This window comes from Priestia sp. TGN 0903 (genome assembly GCF_050846855.1).
GTDB classification, from domain to species: Bacteria; Bacillota; Bacilli; order Bacillales; family Bacillaceae_H; genus Priestia; species Priestia zanthoxyli.
On the sequence record NZ_JBOZGL010000006.1, the window covers coordinates 277,352 to 291,611 of the forward strand.

The 14,260-nt window shown below is 37.3% G+C and carries 12 protein-coding genes; 7 read left to right on the forward strand and 5 right to left on the reverse strand.

Translation table 11 applies throughout. The annotated features are described in order from the left end of the window. Positions 1–58 precede the first annotated feature (58 nt). A complete protein-coding gene (locus ACRPLY_RS20855) occupies positions 59–733 on the reverse strand; it encodes a uracil-DNA glycosylase (RefSeq protein ID WP_028411955.1) in 675 nt (224 codons plus the stop codon). 177 nt (positions 734–910) lie between these two features. Here ACRPLY_RS20855 and ACRPLY_RS20860 point away from each other — a divergent pair, with 177 nt between their 5' ends. Next, entirely contained in the window at positions 911–1,357 is a 447-nt protein-coding gene (locus ACRPLY_RS20860; RefSeq protein ID WP_013085507.1) for a staygreen family protein, read from the forward strand. 305 nt (positions 1,358–1,662) lie between these two features. Then, the gene (gene zwf / locus ACRPLY_RS20865; protein WP_013085508.1) at positions 1,663–3,165 is read left to right on the forward strand and encodes a glucose-6-phosphate dehydrogenase; all 1,503 of its coding nucleotides are present in this window, start codon (positions 1,663–1,665) and stop codon (positions 3,163–3,165) included. Positions 3,166–3,207: 42 nt separating this feature from the next. Here zwf and gndA read toward each other — a convergent pair whose 3' ends face one another. Next, on the reverse strand, positions 3,208–4,620 hold the full coding sequence (gene gndA / locus ACRPLY_RS20870) for an NADP-dependent phosphogluconate dehydrogenase (protein ID WP_013059861.1): 1,413 nt from the start codon (positions 4,618–4,620) through the stop codon (positions 3,208–3,210). A 396-nt stretch (positions 4,621–5,016) separates the two neighbouring features. Between gndA and ACRPLY_RS20875 the strand changes: the two genes are divergently transcribed. Continuing rightward, positions 5,017–6,252 carry a PucR family transcriptional regulator gene (locus tag ACRPLY_RS20875; RefSeq protein WP_028411954.1) on the forward strand — a complete coding sequence of 412 codons (1,236 nt, stop codon included), beginning with the start codon at positions 5,017–5,019 and terminating at the stop codon, positions 6,250–6,252. A gap of 252 nt (positions 6,253–6,504) precedes the next feature. Then, on the forward strand, positions 6,505–7,638 hold the full coding sequence (ald, locus tag ACRPLY_RS20880) for an alanine dehydrogenase (RefSeq protein ID WP_013059863.1): 1,134 nt from the start codon (positions 6,505–6,507) through the stop codon (positions 7,636–7,638). A 62-nt stretch (positions 7,639–7,700) separates the two neighbouring features. Here the strand turns inward: ald and ACRPLY_RS20885 are convergent, their stop codons facing one another. Further along, positions 7,701–8,087 carry a hypothetical protein gene (locus ACRPLY_RS20885; protein WP_224980621.1) on the reverse strand — a complete coding sequence of 129 codons (387 nt, stop codon included), beginning with the start codon at positions 8,085–8,087 and terminating at the stop codon, positions 7,701–7,703. Positions 8,088–8,880: 793 nt separating this feature from the next. On the opposite strand from ACRPLY_RS20885, the gene pdxK reads away from it, so the two are divergent. Beyond that, positions 8,881–9,705, forward strand: a complete 825-nt coding sequence (pdxK, locus tag ACRPLY_RS20890; protein WP_047749570.1) for a pyridoxine/pyridoxal/pyridoxamine kinase — start codon at positions 8,881–8,883, stop codon at positions 9,703–9,705. A 33-nt stretch (positions 9,706–9,738) separates the two neighbouring features. Here pdxK and ACRPLY_RS20895 read toward each other — a convergent pair whose 3' ends face one another. Beyond that, on the reverse strand, positions 9,739–10,608 hold the full coding sequence (locus ACRPLY_RS20895) for a Cof-type HAD-IIB family hydrolase (protein WP_028411952.1): 870 nt from the start codon (positions 10,606–10,608) through the stop codon (positions 9,739–9,741). Between the two features lie 88 nt (positions 10,609–10,696). Further along, the gene (gene pgmB, locus ACRPLY_RS20900) at positions 10,697–11,404 is read right to left on the reverse strand and encodes a beta-phosphoglucomutase (RefSeq protein ID WP_028411951.1); all 708 of its coding nucleotides are present in this window, start codon (positions 11,402–11,404) and stop codon (positions 10,697–10,699) included. Between the two features lie 275 nt (positions 11,405–11,679). On the opposite strand from pgmB, the gene ACRPLY_RS20905 reads away from it, so the two are divergent. Together ACRPLY_RS20905 and ACRPLY_RS20910 are read left to right on the forward strand one after the other, a co-directional pair. Next, positions 11,680–13,317: a PTS transporter subunit IIBC gene (locus tag ACRPLY_RS20905; protein ID WP_025752447.1), complete on the forward strand. Its 1,638-nt coding sequence runs from the start codon at positions 11,680–11,682 to the stop codon at positions 13,315–13,317. Between the two features lie 4 nt (positions 13,318–13,321). Continuing rightward, positions 13,322–14,107 (forward strand): endonuclease/exonuclease/phosphatase family protein, encoded by a 786-nt coding sequence (locus tag ACRPLY_RS20910; RefSeq protein WP_028411950.1) that lies wholly within the window; start codon positions 13,322–13,324, stop codon positions 14,105–14,107. Positions 14,108–14,260: the final 153 nt, after the last annotated feature.

The window sequence follows — 14,260 nt, forward strand, 5'->3', positions numbered from 1 at the left end:
TATCAAAAGATGAAATAGGAGGCTATGTCTGAAGCTAATCTTCATGAAATGCTCACTTTTACACATCATCAATTTGCCAATCGATGGATTGACGTCCGTGTTGGAGCAAAAACTCATTTGCTCGTTGAAAATGATTATTGCCAAAAAAGCCTCGATTAGCTGAAAATGGGCTAGGATGCGGGCTTTCCAAAATTAAATGGTGTGAATGATGAATGAGCTCTTTTTTAGCTTGTGCATGTTTGCCCCACAGCAAAAACACGACCGGCTCCTCTTTTTGTGCCACTAATTCAATAATGCGGTCCGTCAGCTGTTCCCATCCTTTTCCTTTGTGAGAATTCGCTTCCCCTCTTCTAACCGTCAAAACAGTGTTAAGCAAAAGAACACCTTGTTCTGCCCATTTGACTAAATAACCGTTATTCGGAATGTGATAGTCCATTTCATTTTTCAGCTCTTTGTAAATATTCACTAAAGAAGGCGGTGTTTTGACTCCTGGTTGAACAGAGAAGCTCAGTCCATGCGCTTGATTTGGTCCATGATAAGGATCTTGTCCCAATATGACAACTTTTACATTTTTATAATCCGTATAGTGTAAAGCGTTAAAAATATCATATTTATCAGGATAAATGGTGTGGTGATTATATTCATCCACTAAAAATTCTCGAAGCTGTATGTAATAGTCTTTTTGAAATTCTTCTTCTAATAAAGGAGCCCAGTCATTTTTTAAAATACTCATTGCTTATCACCTCATAATAATCTTTTTTGTTATTTTATCGTAAACTCTGCCGCCTGCTCAAACGTTGCCTGCTTTAAATACGCTGAGAGCCTGGGCATATTTTAATATTGTCATGTTCAATGAAACTTTGTATACACTTATAAAGAGTGTATTTTTATATTAAAGGAGGGATTCCATATGATCATCAGCAATCCCCACCAAATAGACGTAACCTACAGCCTGGGTGTTACACCCGTTGAACCAATGATACCAAGAAAATACACCGTTTTCCCAGGTCAACACACTTCTGTTCCTTCCATTCAAATCGGCATTGAATTTGCCTACGATCATATGCAAAAAGAGCGGAACGAATATTTAGCATCCTTCGTCTTCGATAAAGGTTTTTATTCCCTTACTGTGTATTATTACATCGGTGCGCATACATCAACAGATGAAACCATTACACGCTACCTTCACTTTTTAGAACAGCTCCCTGTTATTCTATCGTCTATCTATCACGCTGATGCTTCCTTTTTCGAAAAACATCCACTTTTAATGCACTGTCCTATTTTTATCATTGCCGATAGCCCTGAGCTGCCATTTTCAACAAAAAAATCTATCGGTTCCCTGTATCAATATAAATAAATGAGAAAAGCTACTGTTAAAATAACGGTAGCTTTTTCTCCGTATTCGAAACAAAATACTTTTAAACTTGTTAAAAACATGGAATAATAACTACAAATTGTTTTAATCTATTTGCGTTAACCCTTTAAAATCGTTACAATTTATTAGTAGTTCTATACATAAAGGAAAAGGTAAACAAGCAATCATTCGTTTGTTTATAAAGGCCGAGTTTAACGGGCAATGAATCCCCAGATTTCATTTAAGTGTTGTCTGTTAAAGCGGAAAAAAATTGAACGTAACTACGACAAAGTGAGGTCCTAGAAGTAATGACAAATGTACAACCAAAATCCATTATCGTAATTTTTGGCGCTACAGGTGATTTAGCAAAACGTAAGTTATTCCCCTCTATTTTCCGCTTATATAAAGCGAACAAACTATCGGAAGATTTCGCTGTTGTTGGTGTCGCAAGAAGACCTTGGACTAATGACGAATTACGCGAAAATGTAAAAAAATCAGTGAGCAGTTTCAAAAACAGTGACGCTGACATTGAAAAGTTTGCTTCACATTTTTATTACCAACCGTTTGACGTAACAGATGTCGCTTCTTATCAAGAATTAAAAAGCCTAACAGAAAGCCTTGATGAGCAATACAACGTGCCTGGAAATCGTATTTTCTATCTAGCAATGGCACCTGAATTTTTCGGAACGATTGCTTCGAATTTAAAAAATGAAGGTTTAACACAAACAGAAGGCTGGAGCCGCCTAGTCATTGAAAAGCCGTTTGGCCATGATTATCCTTCTGCTAAAGAATTAAATGAACAAATTCGCCATGCATTTAAGGAAGATCAAATTTATCGTATCGACCACTATCTCGGTAAAGAAATGGTGCAAAATATCGAAGTTATCCGTTTTGCAAATGCTCTATTTGAACCGATGTGGAACAACCAATACATTTCAAACATCCAAATTACGTCTAGTGAGACGCTTGGTGTAGAAGACCGTGGCCGTTACTATGAATCTTCAGGTGCCCTTCGAGATATGGTACAAAACCATATGCTTCAAATGGTGGCCCTACTTGCAATGGAACCGCCGATTAAATTAACACCGGAAGAAATTCGCAGTGAAAAAGTAAAAGTATTGCGTGCTCTTCGCTCTTTATCAGTGGATGAAGTAGATGATTATTTTGTACGAGGTCAATACGGCAAAGGTGTACTTGAAGGAGAAGAAGTTATCGGCTATCGCGAAGGAAACTCGGTTGATCCTGAGTCTAATACCGCTACATTTGTATCTGGTAAGCTTATGATTGATAACTTCAGATGGGCTGGCGTACCGATTTATATCCGTACAGGTAAACGCATGAAAGAAAAAGCAACGACAATTGTTGTACAGTTCAAAGACTTACCAATGAACCTGTACTTCAATAAAGATAAAGAAATTCATCCAAACTTGCTTGTCATTCATATCCAACCGGAAGAAGGCATTACGCTTCACTTGAACGCGCGTAAAACGCCAGGTGCCACATCATCCACACCGATTAACTTGAACTATTGCAATAACTGTGGAGATAAAATGAATACACCGGAAGCTTATGAACGCCTTATTTATGATTGCATGCTTGGAGATGCAACGAACTTTACTCACTGGGATGAAGTAGCCCTTTCTTGGAAATTTGTTGATACTATCTCAGAAGCATGGGAAAGCACAAAAGCACAAAACTTCCCGAACTACGAATCAGGTTCAATGGGACCAAAAGAATCAGACGCATTGCTTGCTGAAGACGGTTTCCACTGGTGGCCAGTCGGAGAAGACAACTTCTCACCTAAAGAGTAAATAAAAAAAGCAGCTGTAGTATACAGCTGCTTTTCTTGTTTTTTATTTTAACCACTCAGTATGGAATACGCCCTCTTTATCAACACGTTGATATGTGTGAGCTCCGAAGTAGTCACGTTGCGCTTGTAAAAGGTTCGCTGGTAGCGTTTCTGTACGGTAGCTGTCATAGTAAGCTAATGCACTTGAGAAACTTGGTACAGGAATACCTTGTTTAACCGCAATTGAAATAACTTCACGAAGAGCCGACTGATAGCCTTCTACGATATCCTTGAAGTATGGGTCTAACAATAAGTTTGTTAGATCTGCATCGCGATCGTAAGCTTCTTTAATTTTTTGTAAGAATTGTGCACGGATGATACAACCACCGCGGAAGATCATCGCAATATCACCGTACTGTAAATTCCAGTCATATTCTTCAGAAGCTGCTTTCATTTGAGCAAACCCTTGCGCATATGAACAAATTTTACTCATGTACAATGCTTTACGAATTGCTTCTACTAATTCGGTTTTATCGCCTTCAAATGCAGCTGCATTTGGACCGCTCAATACTTTGCTTGCTTTTACACGTTCTTCTTTCATAGCTGAAATAAAGCGTGCAAATACAGATTCCGTAATGATTGGTAGTGGTACACCTAAATCAAGCGCACTTTGGCTTGTCCATTTACCTGTACCTTTTTGACCTGCAGTATCTAAAATAACGTCTACAAGTGCTTTACCTGTTTCTTCATCTTTTTTCGTAAAGATATCAGCTGTGATTTCAATTAAGTAGCTATCTAGCTCGCCTTTATTCCATTCAGCAAATACTTCATGTAATTCATCTGTTTCTAAGCCTAATACGTTTTTCATGATGAAGTATGCTTCACAAATTAACTGCATATCGCCATACTCGATGCCGTTATGAACCATTTTTACGTAGTGACCTGCACCATTTGGTCCAATGTATGTGCAGCAATCATCGCCTTCAACTTTCGCTGAAATAGCTGTTAAGATTGGTTTTACAAGTTCATATGCTTCTTTTTGTCCGCCAGGCATGATTGAAGGTCCTTTTAATGCGCCTTCTTCTCCGCCGGATACGCCTGTACCGATGAAATGGATACCTAATTCTTCTAGCTCTTTGTTACGACGAATTGTATCCTGGAAGAATGTATTTCCGCCATCGATTAAAATGTCGCCTTTTTCTAAGTATGGTTTTAACGAATCAATTGTTGCATCTGTAGCAGCACCAGCTTTAACCATTAATAAAATTTTACGCGGTTTTTCAAGAGAATTAATAAACTCTTCCACACTGTATGTACCTGCAAAATTTTTACCTTCTGCTTCTGTTTTTAGGAACTCTTCTGTCTTTTCAGGAGAGCGGTTATAAACTGAAACAGAATAGCCTCTGCTCTCAATGTTTAGCGCCAAGTTTTTCCCCATAACCGCTAAACCGATAACACCGATTTGTTGTTTTGCCATGTTAAATTCTTCCCTTCATGTGTAATATGAATTGGTCAACCTAATCGTAACTGAACATATCATAAAGAAAGTTACAGATTCAAGTTTGATATAACCATAATCATACGTTTTATTATACACATTTGAAAAGAATCATGCTCACCGAACATTGATTATTTTGAAGAAAATTTCGATAAAATAAGTGAAATGAACGCAGTTACTAATCATCCGTACATTCTTAACTACCTTTAGACGCATTTTAACATTTTCTTAAACAATTACTTTTGTTAAAATATTAAGCAGTTAATCATTTCAATGAATTGATGATCAACACGGTTGTTACCGTTTTACTATATTTACTGCAGCTAAAAAAGCTGCACTAGTACTTATTTTGTTTTACGAAGAGGGATTTTATATATGACAAAACCAATCAAAGATCCGTTCAAAGAAAATTTTGATACGCTTGAAGAATTTGCTGATCGCATTAGCGAGGTATTGAACTGCCCTATTACGATTGAAGATGCTAATCATCGCTTACTAGCTTACAGCACCCATGATGAAAGAACGGACCAAGCGCGTATTGCTACGATTATTGGAAGAAGAGTTCCGGAAAAAGTCATTAACAACTTATGGAAAGAAGGCATTATTCCGAAACTGCTTGAGACAAATGAACCTGTGCGTGTGAAAAATATAAATGAAATCGGGCTTGGAGATCGTATAGCCATTTCTATCTGGAAAAATGAAGAAGTTCTAGGATTCATTTGGGCTGTGGAAATTGAGAAAGCCTTAGGCGATGAAGAAGTGGAGCTATTAAAAAAAGCTGCGAATGTATTAAAAAACAAATTGCTGCAGCTTCAAATTCGAAAATACAAACGAGAGGAGCGCTCACAGGAATTTTTCTGGAAATTATTAACTGGCCACATTAAGTCTCGCCAAGAAATTTCAGAAGCGTTTTATGAAGCTCAAATTACGGCTCCATCAGCGTTTTCCATTGCTATCTTCCGCTTCCAAGAAGATATTACGCCTGAAGCTGAACGCCAAATTTCGTATATGTTGAAAACAATGCACCGCTTAAAAATCGTTCTTTATACGATTGATTGCAATGATTTAATCTTACTGCTTTCTTTGGATGCGGTTGAAAATCCTCTTGATGAACAGCGAGATTTTGTAGACTATTTTAGAGGAAACATGCATGAACGCTTTGATGTTACTCAAATTAAAGCCAGCTGCAGCAGTATTTATTCATCGCACGATCATATCGAAAAAAGCTATAAAGAAGCTTTGAACGTATTAGATATGAAAAGTAAGTTTCCAGAAGAAACAAAAGAGATTATTAACTATCAAGAATTAGGTATTTATCAATTTCTAGATGTTATTTTAGACAAGCGCGTTCAAGATCAATTTGAAAACCATTCTTTAAAGAAGCTAACTGATTATGACCTTCGTCATAACAGTAACTTGGTGGAGACTCTTGAAGTATTTTTAAATAATGATAACAATATTAATGAAGCAGCCAAAGAATTAAATGTGCATATGAATACACTTAGCTATCGATTAAAGCGAATTTCAGAGATTGGTGATATCAACTTAAAGGATGTTAATCAAAAAATGACTCTTTATATTGATATTAAGTTAATGAAATATAAAAAATAACAGATAATGTTATATTTTTTAACAGAAAGCTATTTATTTATTTTCCGATAAATAAATAGCTCTTTTTTTATGTTTTCTTCCCTTAACAATGTTAGATAACCTGACATAAAAATTAAAAATTCTGATAAGTAAGCGGTTACATTTGTGTGTTTAAACAAAAACCGCTTCTTCAATTCTTCTTTCTAGACAAAGAAATTTCACAAAACTTTCTTTATACTAAAGATACACAAACGACCAAGGGGGAAATTAATCATGATTATTGGCGTACCAAAAGAAATCAAAAACAACGAAAACCGAGTAGCGATTACACCAGCAGGCGTAGCATCATTTGTTGGTACAGGTCATCGTGTATTAATTGAAAATGAAGCGGGTATTGGAAGTAACTTCACAAACGAAGATTATGTAAAAGCCGGAGCTGAAATTGTTGAGACAGCAGCTGACGTGTGGGCACAAGCTGAAATGGTCATGAAAGTAAAAGAACCATTAGCAAGTGAATACGGCTATTTTAGACCAGGTCTTATCTTATTCACTTACCTTCACTTAGCAGCTGAACCAGCACTGGCAAAAGCATTAAAAGATAGCGGTGTAACGGCTATTGCTTATGAAACAGTGGCAGTCAATCGTACATTGCCTCTATTAACACCTATGAGCGAAGTAGCAGGACGTATGGCTGCTCAAATTGGTGCACAATTCCTTCAAAAATCAAACGGCGGAAAAGGAATTTTATTAGCGGGTGTTCCTGGAGTTAGCCGCGGAAAAGTAACGATTATTGGAGGCGGCGGTGTTGGTACAAATGCTGCAAAAATCGCAATCGGCCTCGGTGCTGATGTAACAATTATTGATTTAAGTCCTGAACGCCTACGTCAATTAGACGATATCTTTGGCAACCAAATCAATACGCTAGTGTCAAATCCTTATAACATTGCGGATGCAGTAGCAGAGTCAGATTTAGTGATTGGTGCAGTATTAATCCCAGGTGCAAAAGCTCCAAAACTCGTAACAGAAGAAATGGTGAAAACCATGAAGCCAGGTTCTGTTATTGTTGACGTAGCAATCGACCAAGGTGGTATCGTTGAAACAATTGACCACATTACAACACACGATCAGCCTACTTATGAAAAGCACGGTGTTGTACACTATGCAGTTGCGAACATGCCAGGAGCAGTTCCACGCACATCAACGATTGCTTTAACAAATGTAACGGTACCTTACGCACTTCAAATTGCTTCTAAAGGTGTTCACAAAGCAATCGCTCAAAACGAAGCGTTAAAATTAGGAGTGAACGTTGCAAACGGAGCTATTACGTACGAAGCAGTTGCACATGATTTAGGTTATGATTATGTATCAGTAGACGTAGCTCTGGAAAAAGAATTAGCTTCTATTTAATAGATAGTAAAAAACGTCCTTAACCCTCTGTTAAGGGCGTTTTTATTTTGAATAAACAGCAATTAGCTGTAAAAAACACGACTATTTAAAGCTTTGTGTATCTGTTCACCGGTAATCTCCGGTACCATTGGCCAGAATTCAGGAGTAGGAAACATAAGGTTGCTAGGCGTTCTATTATGATTACCATCTAATTCATGAAATGGTTCAGGATCATCTGTCTCGTTAAACCGATTCGTAATAAACATAAAGTGACCTAATTCATGTGCAAGAAGATACTCATCTGTACTTGCGTTTGTCATAATCACAAGTGGAAAAGAGTTATAAGTTACAGCAAGAGTCGATGAATAGTCAAAATTAACAGGCCCAAATCTATTTCCATTCATATAAAATACGTATACATCAGCGTCTTGACAAACTTTTCGGCCAGTTTCAAGCATTGCTTGTACCATTGTAAGATGACTAGCTCCTCTAATTGGAAAATTTTCCGCATTACTTACAATGCCACTGATGTTTTCCAAAAAAACAAATGAACGTGTAATAGTAAATGTAACCCCCTGGATTAATTGGTTTTTCTCATATTGTTTCCATATCCTATTAGCAGCCGCTATGTCTCTTTTTACACGGTTGGGAACTGTAGACGGATTATCTTTAGAGTTTCAATCAACTTTAGCTCCTGGTAATACGATTATACAAACATTTAAAGTACCTGTCTTAACAGTTTTGAAGTTATCGCTCATTAAATTCGATTTCATATAACAGTCTTTGTGATTTCTCTTTTGAAGTTGTGATTGATTAGAAGAATCCGGGGCATCTTTATAACTGTCATGATTATAATGTTTTTTTATGTGAATCACCCTTTCTTAAGTTTCTATTCATTTTATTCATTAAGAAAAAGAGTGCTTGTACAATAAGGTAAAAAGCCTTTTAATAAGAAGTTTTTTAGCATCCGATTACTTGTGAAGGTGGTTACTCTTAAGTTTATGTAAAGTAAATGTTCAAATCACCTTATATCTCATTCGCTAACGTTCATTTAACTCATGCTTCACAGTCAGTCATGATAATTCTAAATTACACGTAGGATTCATACAGTTTTTAGAAATTGAATATCTACATTAAAAGCGATAAAATAGAAGAAAAAGTGAATGGAAGAAATTTATCTAAAACACATTGGGCAACTAAAAGCCGCCCGGTAGAAATTTTACTCTATTTTCTCTATGAACTTAAAATACGGGAGGATTTTTTATGACAATGAATAAAGCATTAACCATTGCTGGTTCTGATAGCAGCGGCGGAGCTGGCATTCAAGCGGATTTAAAAACATTCCAAGAACTTGGTGTTTACGGAATGACAGCTTTAACAACAATTGTAACAATGGATCCCGATAACAGCTGGTCTCATAACGTATTTCCACAACAAGCTTCCACTGTTGAACAGCAGCTGAAAACAATTGTAAAAGGCGTAGGCGTACAGGCTCTAAAAACGGGTATGCTTGGCTCAGTGGAAATTATTGAACTAGCGGCAAAAACAATTGAAGAATACGATTTAAAAAATGTTGTAGTAGATCCTGTGATGGTATGTAAAGGAGAAGACGAAGCGCTTCATCCGGAAACAACTGTCAGCTTGCGTGATGTACTAGTTCCAAAAGCAACAGTCGTAACGCCTAACTTATTTGAAGCTAGTCAATTAAGCGGACTTGGCCCTATCAAAACGGTTGATCAAATGAAAGAAGCAGCCGTGAAAATTTCTGAACTTGGTGCCAAATATGTATTGATTAAAGGTGGAAGTAAATTAGCACACGAAAAAGCAATCGATTTGCTTTATGATGGAAAGACATTTGAGATCTTAGAGTCTGAACGTATTGAAACGACATTTACACATGGTGCTGGATGCACATACTCAGCTGCGATTGCTGCTGAATTGGCAAAAGGCAGTGACGTCAAACAAGCTATTTATACAGCAAAAGAGTTTATTACAGAAGCAATTCGCCATTCATTTGCTTTAAATCAATATGTCGGACCAACAAATCACGGTGCATACCGTCGTAACAAAGAAAAAGTAACAAACTAAAAGCATGCCTAAAGGCATGCTTTTCTATTTTGCTTATTGTTTGACTGTTTCAAGCGCATTTAAGATAGCTTGAGCTACGCCGTGCTCGTCATTTGTTCCTGTTACGATATGGGCAAACTCTTTAATTTCTTGAGGGGCATTTCCCATCGCTACGGCACGTCCAACTCGCTGAAACATCGATACGTCGTTATAATTGTCTCCAATGGCCATCGTTTCTTCTAAAGAAATATGGCGTTCTTGAACAAATGATGTAACCGCAATTCCTTTTTGAGCATTTTCATCATTTATTTCAATATTTTCTTTACCAGATGCACTGACTGCAATAGAATCTAACTTCACAAGTTCTACTTTTGCCTGTTCTAACTTTCCTTCATCAAAAGAGAAAGCAAGCAGCTTATAAATGTCCTTGTTTGGATCTTGAAACAGCGCTTCATACTCTTCAATAAGCTTTACTCTGCCGCTATTGAAACGCTCTTTTGCCGCTTCTAACGATTTTTCATAATTATCTTTTAAGCTAGCACTTAAATAAATATCCATTAATACGGACAAAGCTTTTTCATAGTCATTTGAATACGTACCTTCACTTGTATAGACTTCAAAGTACAGCTGAAACTTCTTAAAAATATCTTCTACTTCACGAATAGCTTCCATCGTCATGCCTACTGAATATTGTTTTTCCCCTTGTGGATTGCGAAGCTCTGCTCCGTTTGCACAAATTAAATATGTATGAAGTCCTGCTTCTTCTAAAACATAACGCGCTTCTTCATAAGAACGTCCCGTAGCAACAACAACTTCCACCCCTGCCTTTTGAGCTGTCTTAATCGCTTGGGCATTTTCTTTACTTACAACTTGTTCACTATTTACTAGCGTTCCATCCATATCGATCGCAATACATTTAATCATGATGTACCCCTTCCTATGTATCTTTGCTCTCTTATTTTATTCTAGCATATGTTTTTTAGCGCTTTGCTACTTGCATGTAAAAGATTTACTAATTTTTTGTATACGCGCTGTTATAATCTGTTCCTTTTCTTGCTTTCTCGAAAACCTCTTTGATCGTCTTTACATGCAAATCAGCTGTTGAATATACGCGAAAATTCACATCCTCTTCCCTCAGATGCTTACCAACGCCGATAGAAACCATATCTGTTTGATTAATAGCTTTTATACCTGCCTCTCCATCTTCTATTGCCACACATGCATCGGGTTTTACTTTTAATTGATCGGCAGCTGTCAAAAATATTTCTGGATCTGGTTTTCCCTTCTTGATTTTCCTTACATCCACAATACAATCAAAAAAAGAGCGTATTCCTAGCGCATCTATTACAGTATTTGCATTCGAACTAGAAGAAGCAATTCCCATTTTAATGCCTTGTTTTTTACAATCTTCTAACAACATTTTAATGCCTGGAAGTAAATGATCTTCTGTCATTTCTCTTATTAAAGCCTGATAATGCTTATTCTTTTCATAAGCAAGCTCTTCTTTTTGTTCCACTGTCAGGTGTACATTGCCTTGCGCAGCAATGAGCTCTACAGTTCTCATCCGGCTGATTCCCTGCAGCTGTTGATTTAGTTCTTCAGAAAACGAAACGTTAAGTTGATCTGCTACTTTTTTATTTGCCCTATAATATAAATGTATTGTATCTGCAATAACACCGTCTAAATCAAAAATAATCGCTTGTAGCTCTTCTTTTTTCATATTATCCTCCTCTGTACCTATCTTTATGCCATTACTTAAATGCTTTTATTACATCCCACCATGTTAAAATACCGTTGATATTGTTCACTTTATCATAAAAATTTTTTCATCATTTATAATTTATGAATAAATTTTTCAAAAAAAGAGAAATTACAGTATTGCATTATGAAAGCCCTTTTATTACAATAGGTTTATGCAAACGGTTGCACTATCTTAAAAATATAGTTTATCAAAAAATAAAATGAAAACCCATACATAGGGGAAGGGGAAAAACTATGAAGAAGTTCTTTTCATTTGATTTTTGGCAGAAGTTTGGTAAGGCTTTATTAGTAGTAGTAGCGGTTATGCCCGCAGCTGGTATCATGATTTCACTTGGAAAACTAGTTGCAATGACTGGGGGAGACATCACTGCTGTACAAACAATTGCACGAGTGATGGAAGATATAGGATGGGGTATCATTACAAATCTTCACATCTTGTTCGCTGTTGCCATCGGGGGATCTTGGGCAAAGGAACGTGCTGGCGGTGCATTTGCTGCACTCATTGCATTCATTCTTATTAATCGAATTACAGGAGCCATTTTTGGAGTTAAAGCAGAAATGCTCTCAGATTCAAAAGCAACGGTGCAATCACTGTTTGGACAAGAATTAGTTGTAAAAGACTACTTCACATCTATTTTAGGATCTCCCGCTCTTAACATGGGAGTATTCGTAGGAATTATCGCTGGTTTCTTAGGCGCAAATTTATTCAACAAATATTACAATTATGATAAATTGCCTGAAGCTCTTTCGTTTTTTAACGGCAAGCGCTTCGTACCGTTTGTAGTCATCGGTGGTTCAGTTGTAACGGCACTGCTTTTATCCATTGTGTGGCCGTTCATCCAAGGTTCGCTAAACAGCTTCGGACAGTGGATTGCAACATCTAGAGATACAGCTCCTATTCTGGCACCATTTATTTTCGGAGCATTAGAGCGTCTCCTTCTTCCGTTTGGTCTTCATCATATGCTGACAGTTCCTATGAACTATACGGAGCTAGGCGGTACGTACAAAATTTTAACGGGTTCTGGAGCAGGTTCCACTGTTGCCGGTCAAGATCCTTTGTGGCTTGCTTGGATTGCAGACTTAAATAACTTCCGTGCTGCAGGAGATATGGACAGCTACAAGCAGCTCTTACATGACGTTACACCTGCACGATTTAAAGTAGGACAGATGATTTTATCTTGTGCGTCATTAATTGGAATTGCTTTAGCAATGTATCGCAACGTAGATCCTGACAAACGTTCGAAATATCGTTCAATGTTCTTTTCAGCTGGACTAGCTGTTTTCTTAACAGGCGTAACAGAGCCGATTGAATTTATGTTCATGTTCGCGGCGCCTCTTCTATACGTCGTATACGCCATTATGACAGGACTGGCTTTTGCCATTGTTGATATTGTTCATGTTCGCGTACACTCATTTGGCGTAATTGAACTATTAACACGTACACCAATGATTATCAAAGCCGGACTATGGGCTGACTTAATGAACTTTGTCATCGCCTGCCTTGTATTTTTTGGCTTAAATTTTGGAGTGGCAAACTTCTTAATTAAACGTTTTAACTTCCCAACACCGGGACGTAACGGAAACTATATCGATGAAGAAACAACTGCAACAAGCAGCAAGCAGGTGAAAAATGATTCGCTTGCCCCAGTCATTATTGGACTGCTTGGCGGAGAAAACAATATTGAAGACGTGGATGCTTGTATGACTCGCTTACGTGTAACGGTAAAAGATATACATGCCGTTGCAGGAGAAAGTGAATGGAAACAAAACGGAGCCCTTGGTTTAATCTTGAAAGATAAAGGGGTACAAGCTATTTATGGACCTAAAGCGGATGTTTTGAAATCCGACATTCAAGATTTGTTAGGAGCTTAACATAATGAAGCTATTAACGTTAAATTGCCACTCTTGGCAAGAGGAAAATCAGCTAGACAAGTTATCTTGTCTAGCTGAAGTAATTAAAAAAGAAAAATATGATGTCATTGCTTTACAGGAAGTAAGCCAAAAAATAGACGCGCCTTATGTATATGACTACATTCGCAGCGATAATTACGCTTGGCTTTTAGCAAAAGAACTGGGTAAGCAAGGTGAAGACTATCAATTGGTATGGGATTTATCTCATATAGGCTATGAAGTGTATGAAGAAGGAATTGCCATTTTAACGAAACACCCGATTATTGAAGAGCATTCATTTTTTGTTTCACAAACGTCAAATATTGACTATTGGAAAACGAGAAGAATTGTTGGAGCAACAATCGAATATGAAAAAGAACTCCTCACTTTTTATTCTTGTCATCTTGGCTGGTGGGATGACGAGGAAGAGCCATTCAAGCAGCAAGTTGATACGCTGCTAGCTCATGTACACAAAGATAACCCATTTTTCTTACTTGGAGACTTCAATAACGACGCTCATAGACGACATGAAGGTTACGACTACCTGTTGAGCCAAGGCCTCTATGATACGTATACTCTATCGAACAAAAAAGATAGCGGTATTACAGTTCAAGGGAACATCGCTGGATGGGATGATAATGAACGGGCGCTTCGCCTTGATCTCATTCTATCGAGTCATGCGCAGGATATTCAATCATCGACTGTAGTTTTTAACGGCATACATTATCCCGTTGTTTCTGACCATTTTGGGGTAAGCGTTGAAGTGAAATAAGTGACATAAAGCGAACGAATAGCGTTCGCTTTTTTCTTGTGATTATGATTATGTAAAAATCATCTTCTTTACTGCTTTATCTATCGTTTTAGAAGTGTCCGATAAACTTTCGCATTTTAAAAAGTAGGTGTGCTATAATATTGTGATGTTGAC

Bases quoted from the DNA above. Each gene is read 5' to 3' on its own strand.
- pgmB (WP_028411951.1), bottom strand. From the start codon at position 11,404: ATGAAAAAAGAAGAGCTACAAGCGATTATTTTTGATTTAGACGGTGTT.
- ACRPLY_RS20905 (WP_025752447.1), top strand. From the start codon at position 11,680: ATGAAGAAGTTCTTTTCATTTGATTTTTGGCAGAAGTTTGGTAAGGCT.
- ACRPLY_RS20860 (WP_013085507.1), top strand. From the start codon at position 911: ATGATCATCAGCAATCCCCACCAAATAGACGTAACCTACAGCCTGGGT.
- gndA (WP_013059861.1), bottom strand. From the start codon at position 4,620: ATGGCAAAACAACAAATCGGTGTTATCGGTTTAGCGGTTATGGGGAAA.
- ACRPLY_RS20910 (WP_028411950.1), top strand. From the start codon at position 13,322: ATGAAGCTATTAACGTTAAATTGCCACTCTTGGCAAGAGGAAAATCAG.
- pdxK (WP_047749570.1), top strand. From the start codon at position 8,881: ATGACAATGAATAAAGCATTAACCATTGCTGGTTCTGATAGCAGCGGC.
- ald (WP_013059863.1), top strand. From the start codon at position 6,505: ATGATTATTGGCGTACCAAAAGAAATCAAAAACAACGAAAACCGAGTA.
- ACRPLY_RS20895 (WP_028411952.1), bottom strand. From the start codon at position 10,608: ATGATTAAATGTATTGCGATCGATATGGATGGAACGCTAGTAAATAGT.
- ACRPLY_RS20875 (WP_028411954.1), top strand. From the start codon at position 5,017: ATGACAAAACCAATCAAAGATCCGTTCAAAGAAAATTTTGATACGCTT.
- ACRPLY_RS20885 (WP_224980621.1), bottom strand. From the start codon at position 8,087: ATGGTACAAGCAATGCTTGAAACTGGCCGAAAAGTTTGTCAAGACGCT.
- ACRPLY_RS20855 (WP_028411955.1), bottom strand. From the start codon at position 733: ATGAGTATTTTAAAAAATGACTGGGCTCCTTTATTAGAAGAAGAATTT.
- zwf (WP_013085508.1), top strand. From the start codon at position 1,663: ATGACAAATGTACAACCAAAATCCATTATCGTAATTTTTGGCGCTACA.